The organism is Streptomyces sp. NPDC088261 (assembly GCF_044740805.1).
GTDB lineage: Bacteria > Actinomycetota > Actinomycetes > Streptomycetales > Streptomycetaceae > Streptomyces.
Genome location: NZ_JBIURL010000003.1, coordinates 1 through 13,892 on the forward strand (window position 1 = coordinate 1; position 13,892 = coordinate 13,892).

Consider the following 13,892-nt stretch of genomic DNA (forward strand, 5'->3'; position numbering starts at 1 on the left):
AAAACATGCAGTCCGGACATACGTGCCTCCGGAGGCCCCGCCCCCCGTCACCACGACAAACCCAGCCCGTCCGGCGATTGAGGACATCAGTAAGCCGCGCCCACCGCCGGGGCGCAGACGCCCGTCCGGCGCGAGGACACGCAAGACGCCGCGCCCACCGCCGGGGCGCAGACGCCCGTCCGGCGCGAGGACACGCAAGACGCCGCGCCCACCGCCGGGGCGCAGACGCTCAGTGCGCCGCGCCCCAGCGCAGGGTCACGCGTTCGGGGTCGTGCGGACGCGCCGTCGCTTCGGCGGGGCGTCGGCGGGCTCGGCCGGGGCCGCCTCCGCCGCGGCCACCGTCTCCGTCGCCGGCTTCGCTGCACGCGTCCGGCGGCGGCGGGGCTTGGCCGCGCCCTCCGCGTCCGTGTCCGCCCCCGCCGGCTCGGCGACGAGCACCGGCGTCGCCGTCTGGAACGTCGCCTCCGGAGCCGCGTCCGCCGCGCGGGTGCGGCGACGGCGGCGCGGCGTACGCGCCTCCGCCGGGGCGACCGCGTCCGGTGTCTCCAGCGCCACGGCCGTCTGGAACTGCGGCTCGGGCACCCGCGTGGGCGGCGCCAGCGGCTCCAGCCGCACCCGGGTCTCCGAGGACGCCCCGCCACGGGCGGAAGAAGGGGCCTTCGTCGCCGTCCGGACCGGCGCCGGAGCCTCGGCAGCCGCCGCCACCGGAGCCGTGACCCGCGCCTCAGACGTGGCCGACGTCACCGCCTCCGCGTCCGAACCGCCCCGCGTCCGCCGGCGCTGCCGCGGCGTCCGCGTACGCGCCGGGCGCTCCTCCCGTACGGCAGTGGCGACCGTCGCCGCGGGCGACTTGCGGCCACGCCCGCCCGTCTCGCCCAGGTCCTCGACCTGCTCCGCCGACAGACCCGCGCGGGTCCGGTCCGTACGGGGCAGGATGCCCTTCGTGCCGGCCGGGATGTTCAGCTCCTCGAACAGGTGCGGGGACGTCGAGTACGTCTCCGGCGGGTCCGGGAAGCCGAGGTCGAGCGCCTTGTTGATCAGCTGCCAGCGGGGGATGTCGTCCCAGTCCACGAGCGTCACGGCGATCCCGGACGCGCCCGCGCGGCCGGTGCGGCCGATGCGGTGGAGGTACGTCTTCTCCTCCTCCGGCGACTGGTAGTTGATGACGTGCGTCACACCTTCGACGTCGATGCCGCGCGCGGCGACGTCCGTGCAGACCAGCACGTCCACCTTGCCGTTGCGGAACGCGCGCAGCGCCTGCTCGCGCGCGCCCTGGCCCAGGTCGCCGTGGACCGCGCCGGAGGCGAAGCCGCGCTGGGCGAGCTGGTCCGCGATGTCGGCGGCCGTGCGCTTCGTACGGCAGAAGATCATCGCGAGGCCGCGCCCCTCCGCCTGGAGGATCCGCGCGACCAGCTCCGGCTTGTCCATGGAGTGGGCGCGGTAGACGCGCTGCGTGGTGTTGGCGACCGTCGCGCCCGCGTCGTCCGGCGACGTGGCGCTGATGTGCGTCGGCTGCGACATGTACCGGCGGGCCAGCCCGATGACCGCGCCCGGCATGGTCGCCGAGAACAGCATCGTCTGACGCTTCGGCGGCAGCAGCTGGATGATCCGCTCGACGTCGGGCAGGAAGCCCAGGTCGAGCATCTCGTCGGCCTCGTCCAGGACGAGGGCGCGGATGTGCGAGAGGTCGAGCTTCTTCTGGCCCGCGAGGTCGAGCAGCCGGCCCGGGGTGCCGACGATCACGTCGACGCCCTTCTTGAGCGCTTCGACCTGGGGCTCGTACGCCCGGCCGCCGTAGATGGCCAGCACGCGTACGTTCCGCACCTTGCCGGCGGTCAGGAGGTCGTTGGTGACCTGCTGGCACAGCTCGCGGGTCGGCACGACGACGAGCGCCTGCGGCGCGTTCGTGAGCTTCTCGGGGGCCGCGCGGCCCGCCTCGACGTCCGCGGGGACGGTGACGCGCTCCAGGAGGGGGAGACCGAAGCCCAGGGTCTTGCCCGTGCCGGTCTTGGCCTGTCCGATGACGTCCTTGCCGGACAGGGCGACCGGGAGGGTCATCTCCTGGATGGGGAACGGGGACATGATGCCGACGGCTTCGAGTGCTTCTGCCGTCTCGGGGAGGATTCCGAGGTCTCGGAAAGTCGTAGTCAGGGTGCTGCCTCTTCTGTGAGACGCGACGCGAGGCGAACGCTGGGGGTCGTACCGCACCTGGGTACTCGGCCGGCCGTGGATTGGCCGGATGGCGCGGGACCACTGCCGTCGCTCGAGCGCTCGTGCCGCTGAGGGGGCCCCTCATCTGGGAGTCGTTCGCACCTGTGCGTACGATTCCGCGCGGAGGGCGGTCGGGGCGGAGCCGATCGGGCCACCGACCGGGCATCCTCGTAAGGCCTGGCCGCGGGGGATCCCACAGTCAGACACTGCGATGGCCCGCCGAATACTCGGCAGGCGCATTACCACTGTACCCCGGAATCGCGCACATGTGTCGGGCGAATTCGTCGGAACGGTGGGGCGGCCGTGTCCGGCCGGCCCCTTCCGGGGTGCGCCGCGCGGGCTATTGTGCCGTCCATGGAGACGCCCGACAACGCCACCGCGCCCGTAACCGCAGCCCAGGAACCCATCGGAATTGCCGCCCAGGACTGGGAGACGGCCTCCGCGGAGCCGCAGTACCGCGCCGCGGTCGTGGATCTGCTGGGAGCGCTCGCGTACGGCGAGCTGGCGGCCTTCGAACGGCTCGCCGAGGACGCCAAGCTGGCGCCGACGCTGGCCGACAAGGCGGCGCTGGCCAAGATGGCGGCGGCGGAATTCGGCCACTTCGACCGGCTGAACGACCGGCTGCGCGCGATCGACGCCGAGCCGACGGAGGCGATGGAGCCGTTCGCCAAGGCGCTCGACGACTTCCACCGCCAGACCGCGCCGTCGGACTGGCTGGAGGGCCTGGTCAAGGCGTACGTCGGCGACTCGATCGCCAGCGACTTCTACCGGGAGGTGGCGGCCCGGCTGGACACCGACACCCGCGCCCTGGTGCTGGCGGTCCTGGACGACACCGGGCACGGGAACTTCGCCGTCGAGAAGGTACGGGCCGCGATCGAGGCGGAGCCGCGGGTGGGCGGGCGGCTCGCGCTCTGGGCGCGGCGGCTGATGGGTGAGGCGCTGTCGCAGGCGCAGCGGGTCGTGGCCGACCGTGACGCGCTGTCGACGATGCTGGTGGGCGGGGTGGCGGACGGGTTCGACCTCGCGGAGGTGGGGCGGATGTTCTCGCGGATCACGGAGGCGCACACGAAGCGGATGGCTGCGCTTGGCCTCGCGGCGTAGCCTCGGGGGCACGGCCTTCGGCCGTGTTTGTCCTCAATCGCCGGACGGGCTCCAAAGGAGCCTCGACGGGCTCGGAGGGAGCCTCGGCGGGCTGGATGGTTAGGCGGTGGCCTCAGTCGCCCGACGGGCTCAGGAGGAACCTGCGCCTCGTCGGGCGCAGGAGCAGGGAGACCACCACCGCTCCCACCGTCGCCGCGCCCGCCAGGGTGGGGAGGGCGTGGCCGGGGCCCAGGGCCATGTGGGTCAGGTAGGCGCCGAAGACGGTGCCCAGGGTGCCCGCGAGGAACACCGTGCGGCGGGCCGGGAGCCGGTGCGGCAGGAGGTGGGCCGCGGCCCACGAAAGACCGAGTCCGAGCAGGACCGAGACAAGAGCTTCCGTGACCACTGCTGTTCACCTCACGACGCCGGGAGTGGGTCCTACGATCATGCGAAACCGCTGACCCGTCACTACCCGCCGTGAACGGAACACAACCCTCGCGGCACGAAGGCCCGGCGGGGTTCCGCCGGGCCTTCGTGTGAGTCCTTGCCGAAGGCTAGAGCGCGCCGAATCCGACGCGTCGTGTCGCCGGCTCGCCGATCTCCACGTAAGCGATCCGCTCGGCCGGTACGAGGACCTTCCGCCCCTTGTCGTCCGTGAGGCTGAGCAGCTGCGCCTTGCCGGCGAGCGCGTCGGCCACGGCGCGCTCGACATCCTCGGCGGACTGCCCGCTCTCCAGAACGATCTCGCGGGGCGTGTGCTGCACGCCGATCTTGACCTCCACCGCTATGTCCCTCCGAACGGTCAGTGCGGTGCGCGGCGAACCGCGCTGTACGCAGCACACATTAGCCCGGAGAGAGCATCGGAAAGGCGCCGGACGGGCACGCCCGCAGCGAACACGGGACGCCCGCCCCGGGACACGCTCCCGGTCAGTGCTGCTCGCTGCCGTGCAGCGGGAAGCCGGCGATGCCGCGCCAGGCCAGGGAGGTGAGGAGCTGGACCGCCTGCTCGCGCGGGATCGCGGACTCGCTGGAGAGCCAGTAGCGGGCCACCACCTGGGAGACCCCGCCGAGGCCCACGGCCAGCAGCATGGACTCCTCCTTGGACAGCCCGGTGTCCTCGGCGATCACGTCCGAGATCGCCTCGGCGCACTGGAGGGCGACCAGGTCGACCCGCTTGCGCACCTCGGGCTCGTTGGTCAGGTCCGACTCGAAGACCAGGCGGAACGCGCCGCCCTCGTCCTCCACGTACGCGAAGTAGGCGTCCATCGTCGCCTCGACCCGGAGCTTGTTGTCCGTGGTCGACGCCAGCGCCGTACGGACCGCCTGGAGCAGTGACTCGCAGTGCTGGTCCAGCAGGGCCAGATACAGCTCCAGCTTGCCGGGGAAGTGCTGGTAGAGGACGGGCTTGCTGACGCCCGCCCGCTCCGCGATGTCGTCCATCGCCGCGGAGTGGTAGCCCTGCGCGACGAATACCTCCTGCGCCGCGCCCAGCAGCTGGTTGCGTCGCGCGCGGCGCGGCAGACGGGTGCCTCGCGGGCGTGCCGCCTCGGTCTGCTCTATGGCTGTCACGCCGCCTCCCAAAAAATCGTTCTGTGCGCGCGGTGCGCCGCGCCGCCATCGTACTTTTGGGCAACGGGGCGGCGTGTGGTGCGGATGCACAATTTCACGGACCGGACGGCTCAGCGGTATTCGTCCTCGTCGAGGGTCACCGCTCTCGCCTGCTCCGCGGCGTCCCCCTCGTCCGCCTCGGCGCCGGTGGGCCGCTCGTCCTCGTCGTCGGGGCGGACCTCCGCGCGCTGCTCCGCGGCGTCGTCCTCCGGCGTCTCGGTGCCGATCTCGTCGATCTCACCGGGCTCACCGGGCCGGCTGCTCTCGCCGGTGCCGCCGGTCTCTTCCGGGTCCGTGGGGTCGGCCGTCATCACTGCCCTTTCTCTTCGCGTAGGAAAGGGGCGGGGGGCGAAGACCCCTTCCTCCGAGGGTAGGAGCAGGGGCCGCACGGCGCCATGGGGGACTGTGACGGCGAACACACGAATCCGCGCGTGATCGTCTCGTAACATTGCCCGCATGTCTTCGACCGAGCTGCCGGAAACCCTTGCCGCCGCCGTGGCTCCACGGGTCAGCGCCGTACGGATCAGGCAGGGGGAGCGGCTGCGCTCGGTGGTGCTTGCCGGGCTCACCCTGACGGTACGGTCCCGGCCCGCGGCGCACACCGGAGCACCGCCCGCGCTCTACGTCCACGGACTCGGCGGCTCGTCGGAGAACTGGTCCGCGCTGATGCCCCTCCTGGAGGGGGTGGTGGACGGCGAGGCCCTTGACCTGCCCGGCTTCGGGGACTCGCCGCCGCCGGACGACGGCAACTACTCGATCACCGGCCAGGCCCGCGCGGTGATCCGGCTGCTGGACGCCGGCCGGCGCGGGCCCGTCCACCTCTTCGGCAACTCGCTCGGCGGCGCGATCGCCACCCGCGTCGCCGCCGCCCGCCCCGATCTCGTCCGGACGCTCACGCTGATCTCACCGGCGCTGCCCGAGCTGCGGATCCAGCGCAGTGCCGTCCCCACCGCGCTGGTGGCCCTCCCCGGCATGACGGCGCTCTTCGGGCGGCTGACCCGGGGCTGGACGGCGGAGGAGCGCACCCGCGGCTTGCTGGCCCTCTGTTACGGCGACCCGTCGCTCGTCACCGACGAGGAACTGGCCAACGCGGTCGAGGAGATGAAACGCAGGCTCGAACTCCCCTATTTCTGGGACGTGATGGCCCGCTCGGCGCGCAGTATCGTGAACGAGTACACCCTCGGTGGTCAACACGGTCTGTGGCGGCAGGCCGAACGGGTCCTGGCACCGACCCTCCTCGTGTACGGGGGCCGGGATCAGCTCGTTTCGTACCGTATGGCCCGCAAGGCGTCGGCCGCGTTCCGTGATTCACGGCTCCTGACGCTCCCCGAGGCCGGGCATGTTGCCATGATGGAGTACCCCGAGCAGGTCGCGCAGGCCTGCCGGGACCTCATCGACGACCATCACAGGAGCTGACCGGGGCGTGGGACGACACAGTCGCAGAGGCCCCGTTCCGCAGGGCTCGCGGAACAGGAGCGGCGAGGCGCCCGGCGCACCGGTCGCCGACCCCCCGGACGCGGGACCCGACGGTCCCGGGGACGGCAGGCGGCGCCCCGGCGGCGCCGCCGGGTCCGAGCAGCACCGGGGCGCGCCGGACGCCGCCGCGCCCGGCGGACCGCGGGTGCGCGGCGGGCATCCCGAACAGCGTGAGGCCGGGGGCGGTTGGGGCTCTGCCCAGCGGTACGGCGACCGGCAGGGCGTCGAGATGCCCTCGGGCCGTACGCGCTCCGGCGCCGGGACCGTGTCGCGGGTCCCGGGCCCCCGGCGGGAGTTCGTGGACGCGTTCGACGGCTTCGACGCGTTCGACACCACCGGCTCCCTCCGTACCGTCTCGGGCTCGGGGACGGCGCCCGGCTTCGGCCCGGCGCCCTGCGACCTCGACGGCCCGCCCGCCGCTCCGGCCGACGCGGCGCGCACCACCGTCCGGGGCGGCAGGGGCCGCGCCCTGACCGGCATCGCGGCCGCCGCCGTGACCACCGTCCTCGCCGTCGTCGTGGCCGGACAGGTCGCCGACGGCGGCACCCCCGAGGTGAGCGCCAGGGCGTCCGGCGGTACGGACCGGGGCGCCGCGGACGACATCACGTCCCGCTCGGAGGGCCGGCCCACCCCGGCCGGGGAGGCGGCGCCCAAGGCGGTCGTGGCGGCGCCGCTCACGTACGCCCAGCTGATGACCCGGCAGTTCCCGCTCGACCCGGAACTGAAGGCGTCCGGCGACTTCGGTGCCGTACCGGGCCTCGACAAGGGGCCCGGAAAGGGCCAGAAGTTCCGCTACCGGGTCGACGTGGAGAAGGGACTCGGCCTGGACGGCGGGCTGTTCGCCGAGGCCGTGCAGAAGACGCTGAACGACGACCGGAGCTGGGCGCACCACGGCGCCATGACGTTTGATCGGATCTCCAGCGGCGAACCGGACTTCGTGATCACCCTCGCCAGCCCCGGGACCACCGCGGTCTGGTGCGCGAAGTCCGGCCTCGACACGACCGTCGACAACGTGTCCTGCGACTCGGCCTCCACGGACCGCGTCATGATCAACGCGTTCCGCTGGGCGCGGGGCTCGGAGACGTACGGCGACGACGCGATGTTCGCGTACCGGCAGATGCTCATCAACCACGAGGTGGGCCACCGGCTCGGGCACAGCCATGTGAGCTGCCGCACGCCGGGGACACTCGCGCCCGTCATGCAGCAGCAGACCAAGTCCCTGAACGTGGAGGGGATCAGGTGCAAGCCGAATCCCTGGGTGTATCCGACGCGTTGACATCACAGCCCGGCATCCCAGCCCGGCATCACAGCCCTGGCATCCGGGCCCCGGTATCCCGGCCTGGCATCCCACACATTGAGACAGCCGTCTCAAATAACATTGACATCCGGTCGCGGGGTCGTTCATATTTCTCGGCATGTCTCCCCGCCGCACCGCCATACCCGGTCATGCCGCCATTGAGCTCGCGCTCATCGGCGTGACCGCGCTGTGCGTGGCGGACATTCTCTGTAGCTGACGCCTGCCCTCGCGCGCGCCGGCCCTCCCGCCGTCGTTCACCGCACTGGGCGTACTCCGTCCGTACGCAGGCGCGGCCAGCCGGTTCACCCTCCCCACCTCGGTCACTGCTGCCTGCCTCCGGCCGGAAGGCGATCCCCGCCGTCCGATCTCCCGGCACCACCCCAACCCCCCTGCCTGTGCAGCACACCGAGAGGCTTCTTCCGATGCGTCAACCGTCCGTCATTTCCCGCCGCCTGGCCGTGGCAGCCGTCACCCTGGCCATGGCCGCGGGCGCCGCCGCCTGCGGTCCCGAGGACAACGATGCCAAGGGCGACGGCGGCGCGGCCCCGGCCTCCGGCAAGCCGCAGAAGGGCGGGACACTGTCGGTGCTCAACAACGAGCCGCAGACCGACTTCGACCCGGCGCGCCTCTACACGTCCGGCGGCGGCAACGTCCCCTCGCTCGTGTTCCGTACGCTCACCACCCGCAACCGGGAGAACGGCGCCGAGGGCAACAAGGTCGTCCCCGACCTCGCCACCGACACCGGCCGCCCCAACGCGGACGCCACCGAGTGGACGTACACCCTCAAGGACGGGCTGAAGTTCGAGGACGGCTCCCCGATCACCACCGCCGACATCAAGTACGGCATCGAGCGCTCCTTCGCGGCCGAACTGTCCGGCGGCGCCCCGTACTTGCGCGACTGGCTCGTCGGCGGGTCCACGTACGAGGGCCCGTACAAGGACAAGAAGGGCCTCGCCTCGATCGAGACGCCCGACGCGAAGACCATCATCTTCAAGCTCGACAAGCCCGAGGGCGACTTCCCCTTCCTCGCCACCGCCACGCAGTTCGCGCCGGTGCCGAAGGCCAAGGACACCGGGACGAAGTACGAGGAGAAGCCCGTCTCCTCCGGCCCGTACAAGGTCGTCAAGAACGAGGGCGACGGCGAGCACCTCGTCCTGGAGCGCAACCCCAACTGGTCGGAGGCGACCGACGACGAGCGGCACGCCTACCCGGACAGGATCGACGTGAAGGCGGGCCTCGACGCGGCCGTCATCAACCAGCGCCTGTCCACCAGCACGGGCGCCGACGCCGCCGCGATCACCACCGACACCAACCTGGGACCGGCCGAACTGGCCCAGATCGGGAGCGACAAGAACCTCGCCTCGCGTGTCGGCACCGGCCACTTCGGGTACACCAACTACCTCGCCTTCAACCCGAAGGTGAAGCCGTTCGACAACCCCAAGGTGCGCCAGGCCATCTCGTACGCGATCAACCGCACGAGCGTCGTCAACGCGGCCGGCGGCTCCGCGCTCGCCGAGCCCGCGACGACCTTCCTGCCCAACCAGGCGGCCTTCGGCTACACGCCGTACGACCCGTTCCCGGCGGGTAGGACCGGTGACCCGGTGAAGGCCAAGGAGGTGCTGAAGGAGGCCGGTTACCCGAAGGGGCTGACCATCACCCTCACGCACTCCACCGAGCAGAACCGCGAGACGAGCCCCGAGGTCGCCACCGCCGTCCAGGAGGCGCTCAAGAAGGCCGGCATCACCGTCAAGCTGGAGGGCCTGGAGAACAACGCCTTCGGCGAGGCCCGCAAGACCGTCTCCAAGGAGCCCGGCTTCTTCCTCTCCCGCTGGGGAGCCGACTGGCCGTCCGGGGGTCCCTTCCTCGCCCCGATCTTCGACGGCCGCCAGATCGTCAAGGACGGCGCGGGCAACTTCAACCACGCGCAGCTGAACGACCCCGCGGTCAACAAGGAGATCGACGAGATCAACAAGCTGACCGACCCGGCCGCCGCCGCGAAGCGCTGGGGCGCCCTCGACAAGAAGATCGGCGAGCTGGCGCTCGACGTCCCCCTCTTCCACCCGGTGTACAAGCGGTTGGTCGGCAAGGACGTCAAGAACGTCGTCATCAGTGACTGGACCGGCGTCCTCGACATCTCGCAGGTCTCCGTCAAGTGACCACCGCTGATCTCCTGACGTCCGAGGCGGCGGCCCCCGCCGCCGCCTCGGGCGGGCGCCAGGTGTGGCGACGGCTGCGCTCCCGCCCCTCGGCGGTCGTCGCGGCCGTCGTCCTCGTCGTGCTGGTGGTGCTGGCGCTCGCCGCGCCGCTGCTCGCCGCGCTGGAGGGCCAGGACGCCAACACGTACCACGACAGCCTGATCGACTCCGCGCGCGGCGGGGTGCCGACCGGCTCCTTCGGCGGGGTGAGCGCCGACCACTGGCTCGGTGTCGAACCCGGCACCGGGCGCGACCTGTTCGTACGGATGCTGTACGGCGCCCGGGTCTCCCTCCTCGTCGCCCTCGGCGCGACCGTCGTCCAACTCGCCATCGGCGTGGCCGTCGGACTGGCGGCCGGCCTCGGCAACCGCTTCCTCGACACCTTCCTCAGCCGTGTCACCGACGTGATGGTCGCGCTGCCGTTCCTGGTCATGGGCATCGCCCTGACGGCCGTGGTGCCGTCCGAGTTCCCGCGCTCGCTGCTGCTGATCCTGATCATCGGCCTGCTCAACTGGGGCGGTACGTCGAGGATCGTGCGGGCCCAGACCCTCAGCCTCAAGGAACTCGACTTCGTCGCCGCGGCCCGCCTCGGCGGCTCCGGCAAGCTGCGGGTGGCCCGGCGCGAACTGCTGCCGTCGCTCGCCGCGCCCGTCATCACGTACGCGTCGATCCTGCTGCCCTCGAACATCGTGACCGAGGCCTCGCTCTCCTTCCTCGGGGTCGGCGTCAAACCGCCCACACCGTCATGGGGACAGATGCTGTCGAGCGCGCAGACCTGGTTCCGCGCCGACCCCATGTACGTGCTGCTGCCCTCCGGGGTGCTGTTCGTGACCGTCCTCGCCTTCACCGTGCTGGGCGACGCGGTCCGCACCGCGCTCGACCCGCGCGAGGCCAGCCGGCTGCGGATCGGCCGCTCGCGCAAGGGCGCGGCCCGTACCCCCCGTACCGCACACGAGACGCGTACCGCACGCGAGACGAGTTCCGCACGCGAGACGCCCGAGGGAACGGCCTCATGACGCGCTACCTGCTCAAACGGCTCGGCGGCGCGCTGCTCGTCCTGCTCGTCCTGTCCGTCGTGATCTACGCGCTCTTCTACGTGGCGCCGGGCGACCCGGCCCGGCTCGCCTGCGGGGAGCGCTGCTCGCCGCAACAGGTCGCGCAGGTACGGGAACAGCTCAAGCTGACCGACCCGGTGTGGTTGCAGTACGCCCACTTCGTCCAGGGCGTCTTCGCCGGCCGGGACTACTCGACCGGCACGGCCACCCTGCACTGCGACGCGCCCTGCCTCGGCTTCTCGTACCAGACCGACCAGCAGGTTACGCAGCTGATCGTCCAGCGGCTCCCCGCGACCGCCTCCCTCGCGTTCGGCGCGATGGTGGTGTGGCTGGTCATCGGGGTCGGCACCGGACTGCTGTCCGCGCTGCGGCGCGGGGGCGTCACCGAGCGGGTCCTGACCCTGTTCACTCTCGCGGGCACCAGCACCCCCGTCTTCATCCTCGGGCTGCTGATCCTGATGGTGGTGTGCGCGTACCTCCAGTGGCTGCCGTTCCCGTCGTACGTACCGCTCACCGAGGACCCCGAGCAGTGGGCGTGGAACATGCTCCTGCCGTGGTTCACCCTCGGGCTCTTCGAGAGCGCCAAGTATGCCCGGCTGACGCGCAGTTCGACGCTGGAGACGCTGGCCGAGGACCACATCCGCACCTTCCGCGCGTACGGCGTGGGGGAGCGGGCGGTCGTCGGGAGGCACGCGCTGCGGGGCGCCGTACCGCCGGTCATCGCGCTCAACGCGCTCGATGTCGGTACGGTCCTCGGCGGCGCGGTCCTCACCGAATCGCTCTTCGGGATCCCCGGCATCGGGAAGACCCTGATCGACGCCGTGAAGGTGATCGACCTGCCGGTGGTGGTCGGGGTGGTCCTGGTGATCGGGACCGCCGTCGTCCTGGCGAACGTGCTCGCCGATCTGCTGTACGCCGTGGCCGACCGGAGGGTGGTGCTCCAGTGAGCGAGCGACTGGTGAGGGAAGACGGGTCCCTGGTCGTGGTCGAGGGGCTCACCGTCGATTTCGCGACGGGGGAGGAGTCGGTACGGGCCGTGGACGGCCTGTCCTTCACGCTCGACGTCGGCCGGGCGATCGGCCTGGTCGGGGAGTCCGGCAGCGGCAAGAGCACCGTGGCCGCCGCGCTGCTCGGGCTGCACCGGGGGACCGGCGCGGAGGTCGGCGGCACGGTCCTGGTGAACGGTACGGACGTGGGCACGGCCTCCGACCGCGAACTGCGGGCGCTGCGCGGGGCGGTGGCGGCGATGGTCTTCCAGGACCCGCTGTCCTCCCTGGACCCGTACTACGCGGTCGGCGACCAGATCGCCGAGGTCTACCGCGTGCACACGGACGCCTCGCGCAAGGCGGCGCGGGCGCGGGCCGTCGAGGTGCTCGACCGGGTCGGCATCCCGGACGCGGTACGGCGGTCGCGGTCCCGGCCGCACGAGTTCAGCGGCGGGATGCGGCAACGGGCGCTCATCGCGATGGCGTTGGCGTGCGAACCCCGGCTCCTCATCGCGGACGAGCCGACGACGGCCCTGGACGTCACCGTCCAGGCCCAGATCCTGGACCTCCTGCACGACCTGCGCCGCGAGACGGGCATGGGCCTGCTGCTGGTGACGCACGACGTGGGGGTGGCGGCGGAGAGCGTGGACGAGGTCCTGGTGATGCGCCACGGCCGCCAGGTCGAAACGGGCACGGTGGACGAGGTCCTGACCACCCCGAGGGAGCCGTACACACGAGCGCTGCTGGCGGCGGTCCCGAGGGTGGACGGACCAAAACCAGCCCGTCCGGCGCTTGAGGACACGCCTTCGCCGGAGGCCGTGGCGAGAACGTCCGGGCCACACCCAGCCCGTCCGGCGATTGAGGACACCGTTGCCCCGGGGGGCGCGGCCGGAACGAGCAGGCCACATCAAGCCCGTCCGGCGATTGAGGACGGAACCGCCCACCCCGTGGGCGCGCACCGCGACGACGCCGTCCTCCTGGAAGCCGTCGACCTCCGCAGAGAGTTCAAGCGGGGCCGCACCACCATCGCGGCGGTGGACGGCGTCAGCCTGACCGTCCACCCCGGCGAAACCCTCGGCATCGTCGGCGAGAGCGGCAGCGGCAAAACCACCCTCGGCCGCATGCTCGTCCGCCTCCTCGACCCCACCGGCGGACAACTCCGCTACCGCGGCACCGACATCGGCACCCTGTCCGAGAAGGAGCTGCGCCCCTACCGGCGCGAACTCCAGATGGTCTTCCAGGACCCCGTCTCCTCGCTCAACCCCCGCAGGTCCATCGGTGAATCCGTCGCCGACCCGCTGCGGGCCGCCGGCGTGCTCGACCAGGCGAAGACCGTCGCGCGCGTACGGGAGCTGCTGGAGCGCGTCGGGCTCGACCCCGACCGGTACGACCGCTACCCGCACGAGTTCAGCGGCGGCCAGCGCCAACGCGTCGGCATCGCACGGGCCCTGGCCGCCGAACCCCGGCTGATCGTCTGCGACGAGCCCGTCTCCGCGCTCGACGTGACGACCCAGGCCCAGGTCACCGCCCTGCTCGCCGAACTCCAGCGCGAACTGGGCCTCGCGCTGGTCTTCATCGCCCACGACCTCGCCGTCGTCCGGCACGTCAGCGACCGGGTCGCGGTCATGCGGGCGGGCCGAATCGTCGAACAGGGCACGGTCGACGAGGTGTACGGGGCGCCCTCCGACCCGTACACCCGCCAACTGCTCGCCGCCGTGCCCGCGCTCGACCCCGCGGTCGCCGCCGAGCGCAGGGCGACCCGCACCGGGCTCCGCAAGGACGTGGCCGCAGCCTGACGGTGCGTGACGCAGACGCACCGTAGCGCGACGGAACGCCACCGGCGCGGGAAAGTTACGTGGATTCACCCCTTCTGGTGGTGGGGGGGGGGAGCCACCCCGCCCACACCCAACAGAGAACCGGAGAGCCTGCACCCGAGCGCGGCCCCACAAAAGCCCACCCCCCACCCAGACGAGAGGGCGGGGGA

General features: G+C 72.0%; 13 protein-coding genes. 8 read left to right on the plus strand and 5 right to left on the minus strand.

Going from position 1 to position 13,892, the window contains the following annotated elements; all coding sequences use genetic code 11:
- Nucleotides 1-255: 255 nt before the first annotated feature.
- A complete protein-coding gene (locus ACIODU_RS07220; RefSeq protein ID WP_401764978.1) occupies nt 256-2,082 on the minus strand; it encodes a DEAD/DEAH box helicase in 1,827 nt (608 codons plus the stop codon).
- A 483-nt stretch (nt 2,083-2,565) separates the two neighbouring features.
- Here ACIODU_RS07220 and ACIODU_RS07225 point away from each other — a divergent pair, with 483 nt between their 5' ends.
- Nucleotides 2,566-3,312 carry a ferritin-like fold-containing protein gene (locus ACIODU_RS07225; RefSeq protein ID WP_356432554.1) on the plus strand — a complete coding sequence of 249 codons (747 nt, stop codon included), beginning with the start codon at nt 2,566-2,568 and terminating at the stop codon, nt 3,310-3,312.
- Between the two features lie 112 nt (nt 3,313-3,424).
- On the opposite strand, the gene ACIODU_RS07230 is transcribed toward ACIODU_RS07225, so the two are convergent.
- From ACIODU_RS07230 to ACIODU_RS07245, 4 genes are all read right to left on the minus strand, one after another.
- Nucleotides 3,425-3,697: a hypothetical protein gene (locus ACIODU_RS07230; RefSeq protein WP_356432556.1), complete on the minus strand. Its 273-nt coding sequence runs from the start codon at nt 3,695-3,697 to the stop codon at nt 3,425-3,427.
- 148 nt (nt 3,698-3,845) lie between these two features.
- Nucleotides 3,846-4,073, minus strand: a complete 228-nt coding sequence (locus ACIODU_RS07235; RefSeq protein ID WP_356432559.1) for a DUF3107 domain-containing protein — start codon at nt 4,071-4,073, stop codon at nt 3,846-3,848.
- Nucleotides 4,074-4,218: 145 nt separating this feature from the next.
- Nucleotides 4,219-4,860, minus strand: a complete 642-nt coding sequence (locus ACIODU_RS07240) for a TetR/AcrR family transcriptional regulator (protein WP_161307077.1) — start codon at nt 4,858-4,860, stop codon at nt 4,219-4,221.
- Between the two features lie 110 nt (nt 4,861-4,970).
- Complete coding sequence (locus ACIODU_RS07245; protein ID WP_356432562.1) at nt 4,971-5,210, minus strand: hypothetical protein; 240 nt, start codon at nt 5,208-5,210, stop codon at nt 4,971-4,973.
- 145 nt (nt 5,211-5,355) lie between these two features.
- Here ACIODU_RS07245 and ACIODU_RS07250 point away from each other — a divergent pair, with 145 nt between their 5' ends.
- The 7 genes from ACIODU_RS07250 to ACIODU_RS07280 all read left to right on the plus strand — a co-directional run bounded on the left by ACIODU_RS07250 (nt 5,356) and on the right by ACIODU_RS07280 (nt 13,704).
- On the plus strand, nt 5,356-6,315 hold the full coding sequence (locus tag ACIODU_RS07250; RefSeq protein WP_401764983.1) for an alpha/beta fold hydrolase: 960 nt from the start codon (nt 5,356-5,358) through the stop codon (nt 6,313-6,315).
- Between the two features lie 7 nt (nt 6,316-6,322).
- On the plus strand, nt 6,323-7,651 hold the full coding sequence (locus ACIODU_RS07255; protein WP_401764985.1) for a DUF3152 domain-containing protein: 1,329 nt from the start codon (nt 6,323-6,325) through the stop codon (nt 7,649-7,651).
- 139 nt (nt 7,652-7,790) lie between these two features.
- Nucleotides 7,791-7,889 carry an Ms4533A family Cys-rich leader peptide gene (locus tag ACIODU_RS07260; protein ID WP_345943736.1) on the plus strand — a complete coding sequence of 33 codons (99 nt, stop codon included), beginning with the start codon at nt 7,791-7,793 and terminating at the stop codon, nt 7,887-7,889.
- A gap of 205 nt (nt 7,890-8,094) precedes the next feature.
- Nucleotides 8,095-9,828 (plus strand): ABC transporter substrate-binding protein, encoded by a 1,734-nt coding sequence (locus ACIODU_RS07265; RefSeq protein WP_401764989.1) that lies wholly within the window; start codon nt 8,095-8,097, stop codon nt 9,826-9,828.
- Nucleotides 9,825-10,883 (plus strand): ABC transporter permease, encoded by a 1,059-nt coding sequence (locus ACIODU_RS07270; RefSeq protein ID WP_401764991.1) that lies wholly within the window; start codon nt 9,825-9,827, stop codon nt 10,881-10,883. The genes ACIODU_RS07265 and ACIODU_RS07270 overlap by 4 nt, the downstream gene beginning before the upstream one ends.
- Nucleotides 10,880-11,869 carry an ABC transporter permease gene (locus ACIODU_RS07275; RefSeq protein ID WP_356432574.1) on the plus strand — a complete coding sequence of 330 codons (990 nt, stop codon included), beginning with the start codon at nt 10,880-10,882 and terminating at the stop codon, nt 11,867-11,869. Before ACIODU_RS07270 ends, ACIODU_RS07275 begins: the two co-directional genes overlap by 4 nt.
- On the plus strand, nt 11,866-13,704 hold the full coding sequence (locus ACIODU_RS07280; RefSeq protein ID WP_401764993.1) for a dipeptide ABC transporter ATP-binding protein: 1,839 nt from the start codon (nt 11,866-11,868) through the stop codon (nt 13,702-13,704). The genes ACIODU_RS07275 and ACIODU_RS07280 overlap by 4 nt, the downstream gene beginning before the upstream one ends.
- The last annotated feature ends 188 nt before the right edge of the window (nt 13,705-13,892 follow it).

Bases quoted from the DNA above. Each gene is read 5' to 3' on its own strand.
- ACIODU_RS07275 (WP_356432574.1), top strand. From the start codon at position 10,880: ATGACGCGCTACCTGCTCAAACGGCTCGGCGGCGCGCTGCTCGTCCTG.
- ACIODU_RS07260 (WP_345943736.1), top strand. From the start codon at position 7,791: ATGTCTCCCCGCCGCACCGCCATACCCGGTCATGCCGCCATTGAGCTC.
- ACIODU_RS07250 (WP_401764983.1), top strand. From the start codon at position 5,356: ATGTCTTCGACCGAGCTGCCGGAAACCCTTGCCGCCGCCGTGGCTCCA.
- ACIODU_RS07245 (WP_356432562.1), bottom strand. From the start codon at position 5,210: ATGACGGCCGACCCCACGGACCCGGAAGAGACCGGCGGCACCGGCGAG.
- ACIODU_RS07225 (WP_356432554.1), top strand. From the start codon at position 2,566: ATGGAGACGCCCGACAACGCCACCGCGCCCGTAACCGCAGCCCAGGAA.
- ACIODU_RS07265 (WP_401764989.1), top strand. From the start codon at position 8,095: ATGCGTCAACCGTCCGTCATTTCCCGCCGCCTGGCCGTGGCAGCCGTC.
- ACIODU_RS07220 (WP_401764978.1), bottom strand. From the start codon at position 2,082: ATGTCCCCGTTCCCCATCCAGGAGATGACCCTCCCGGTCGCCCTGTCC.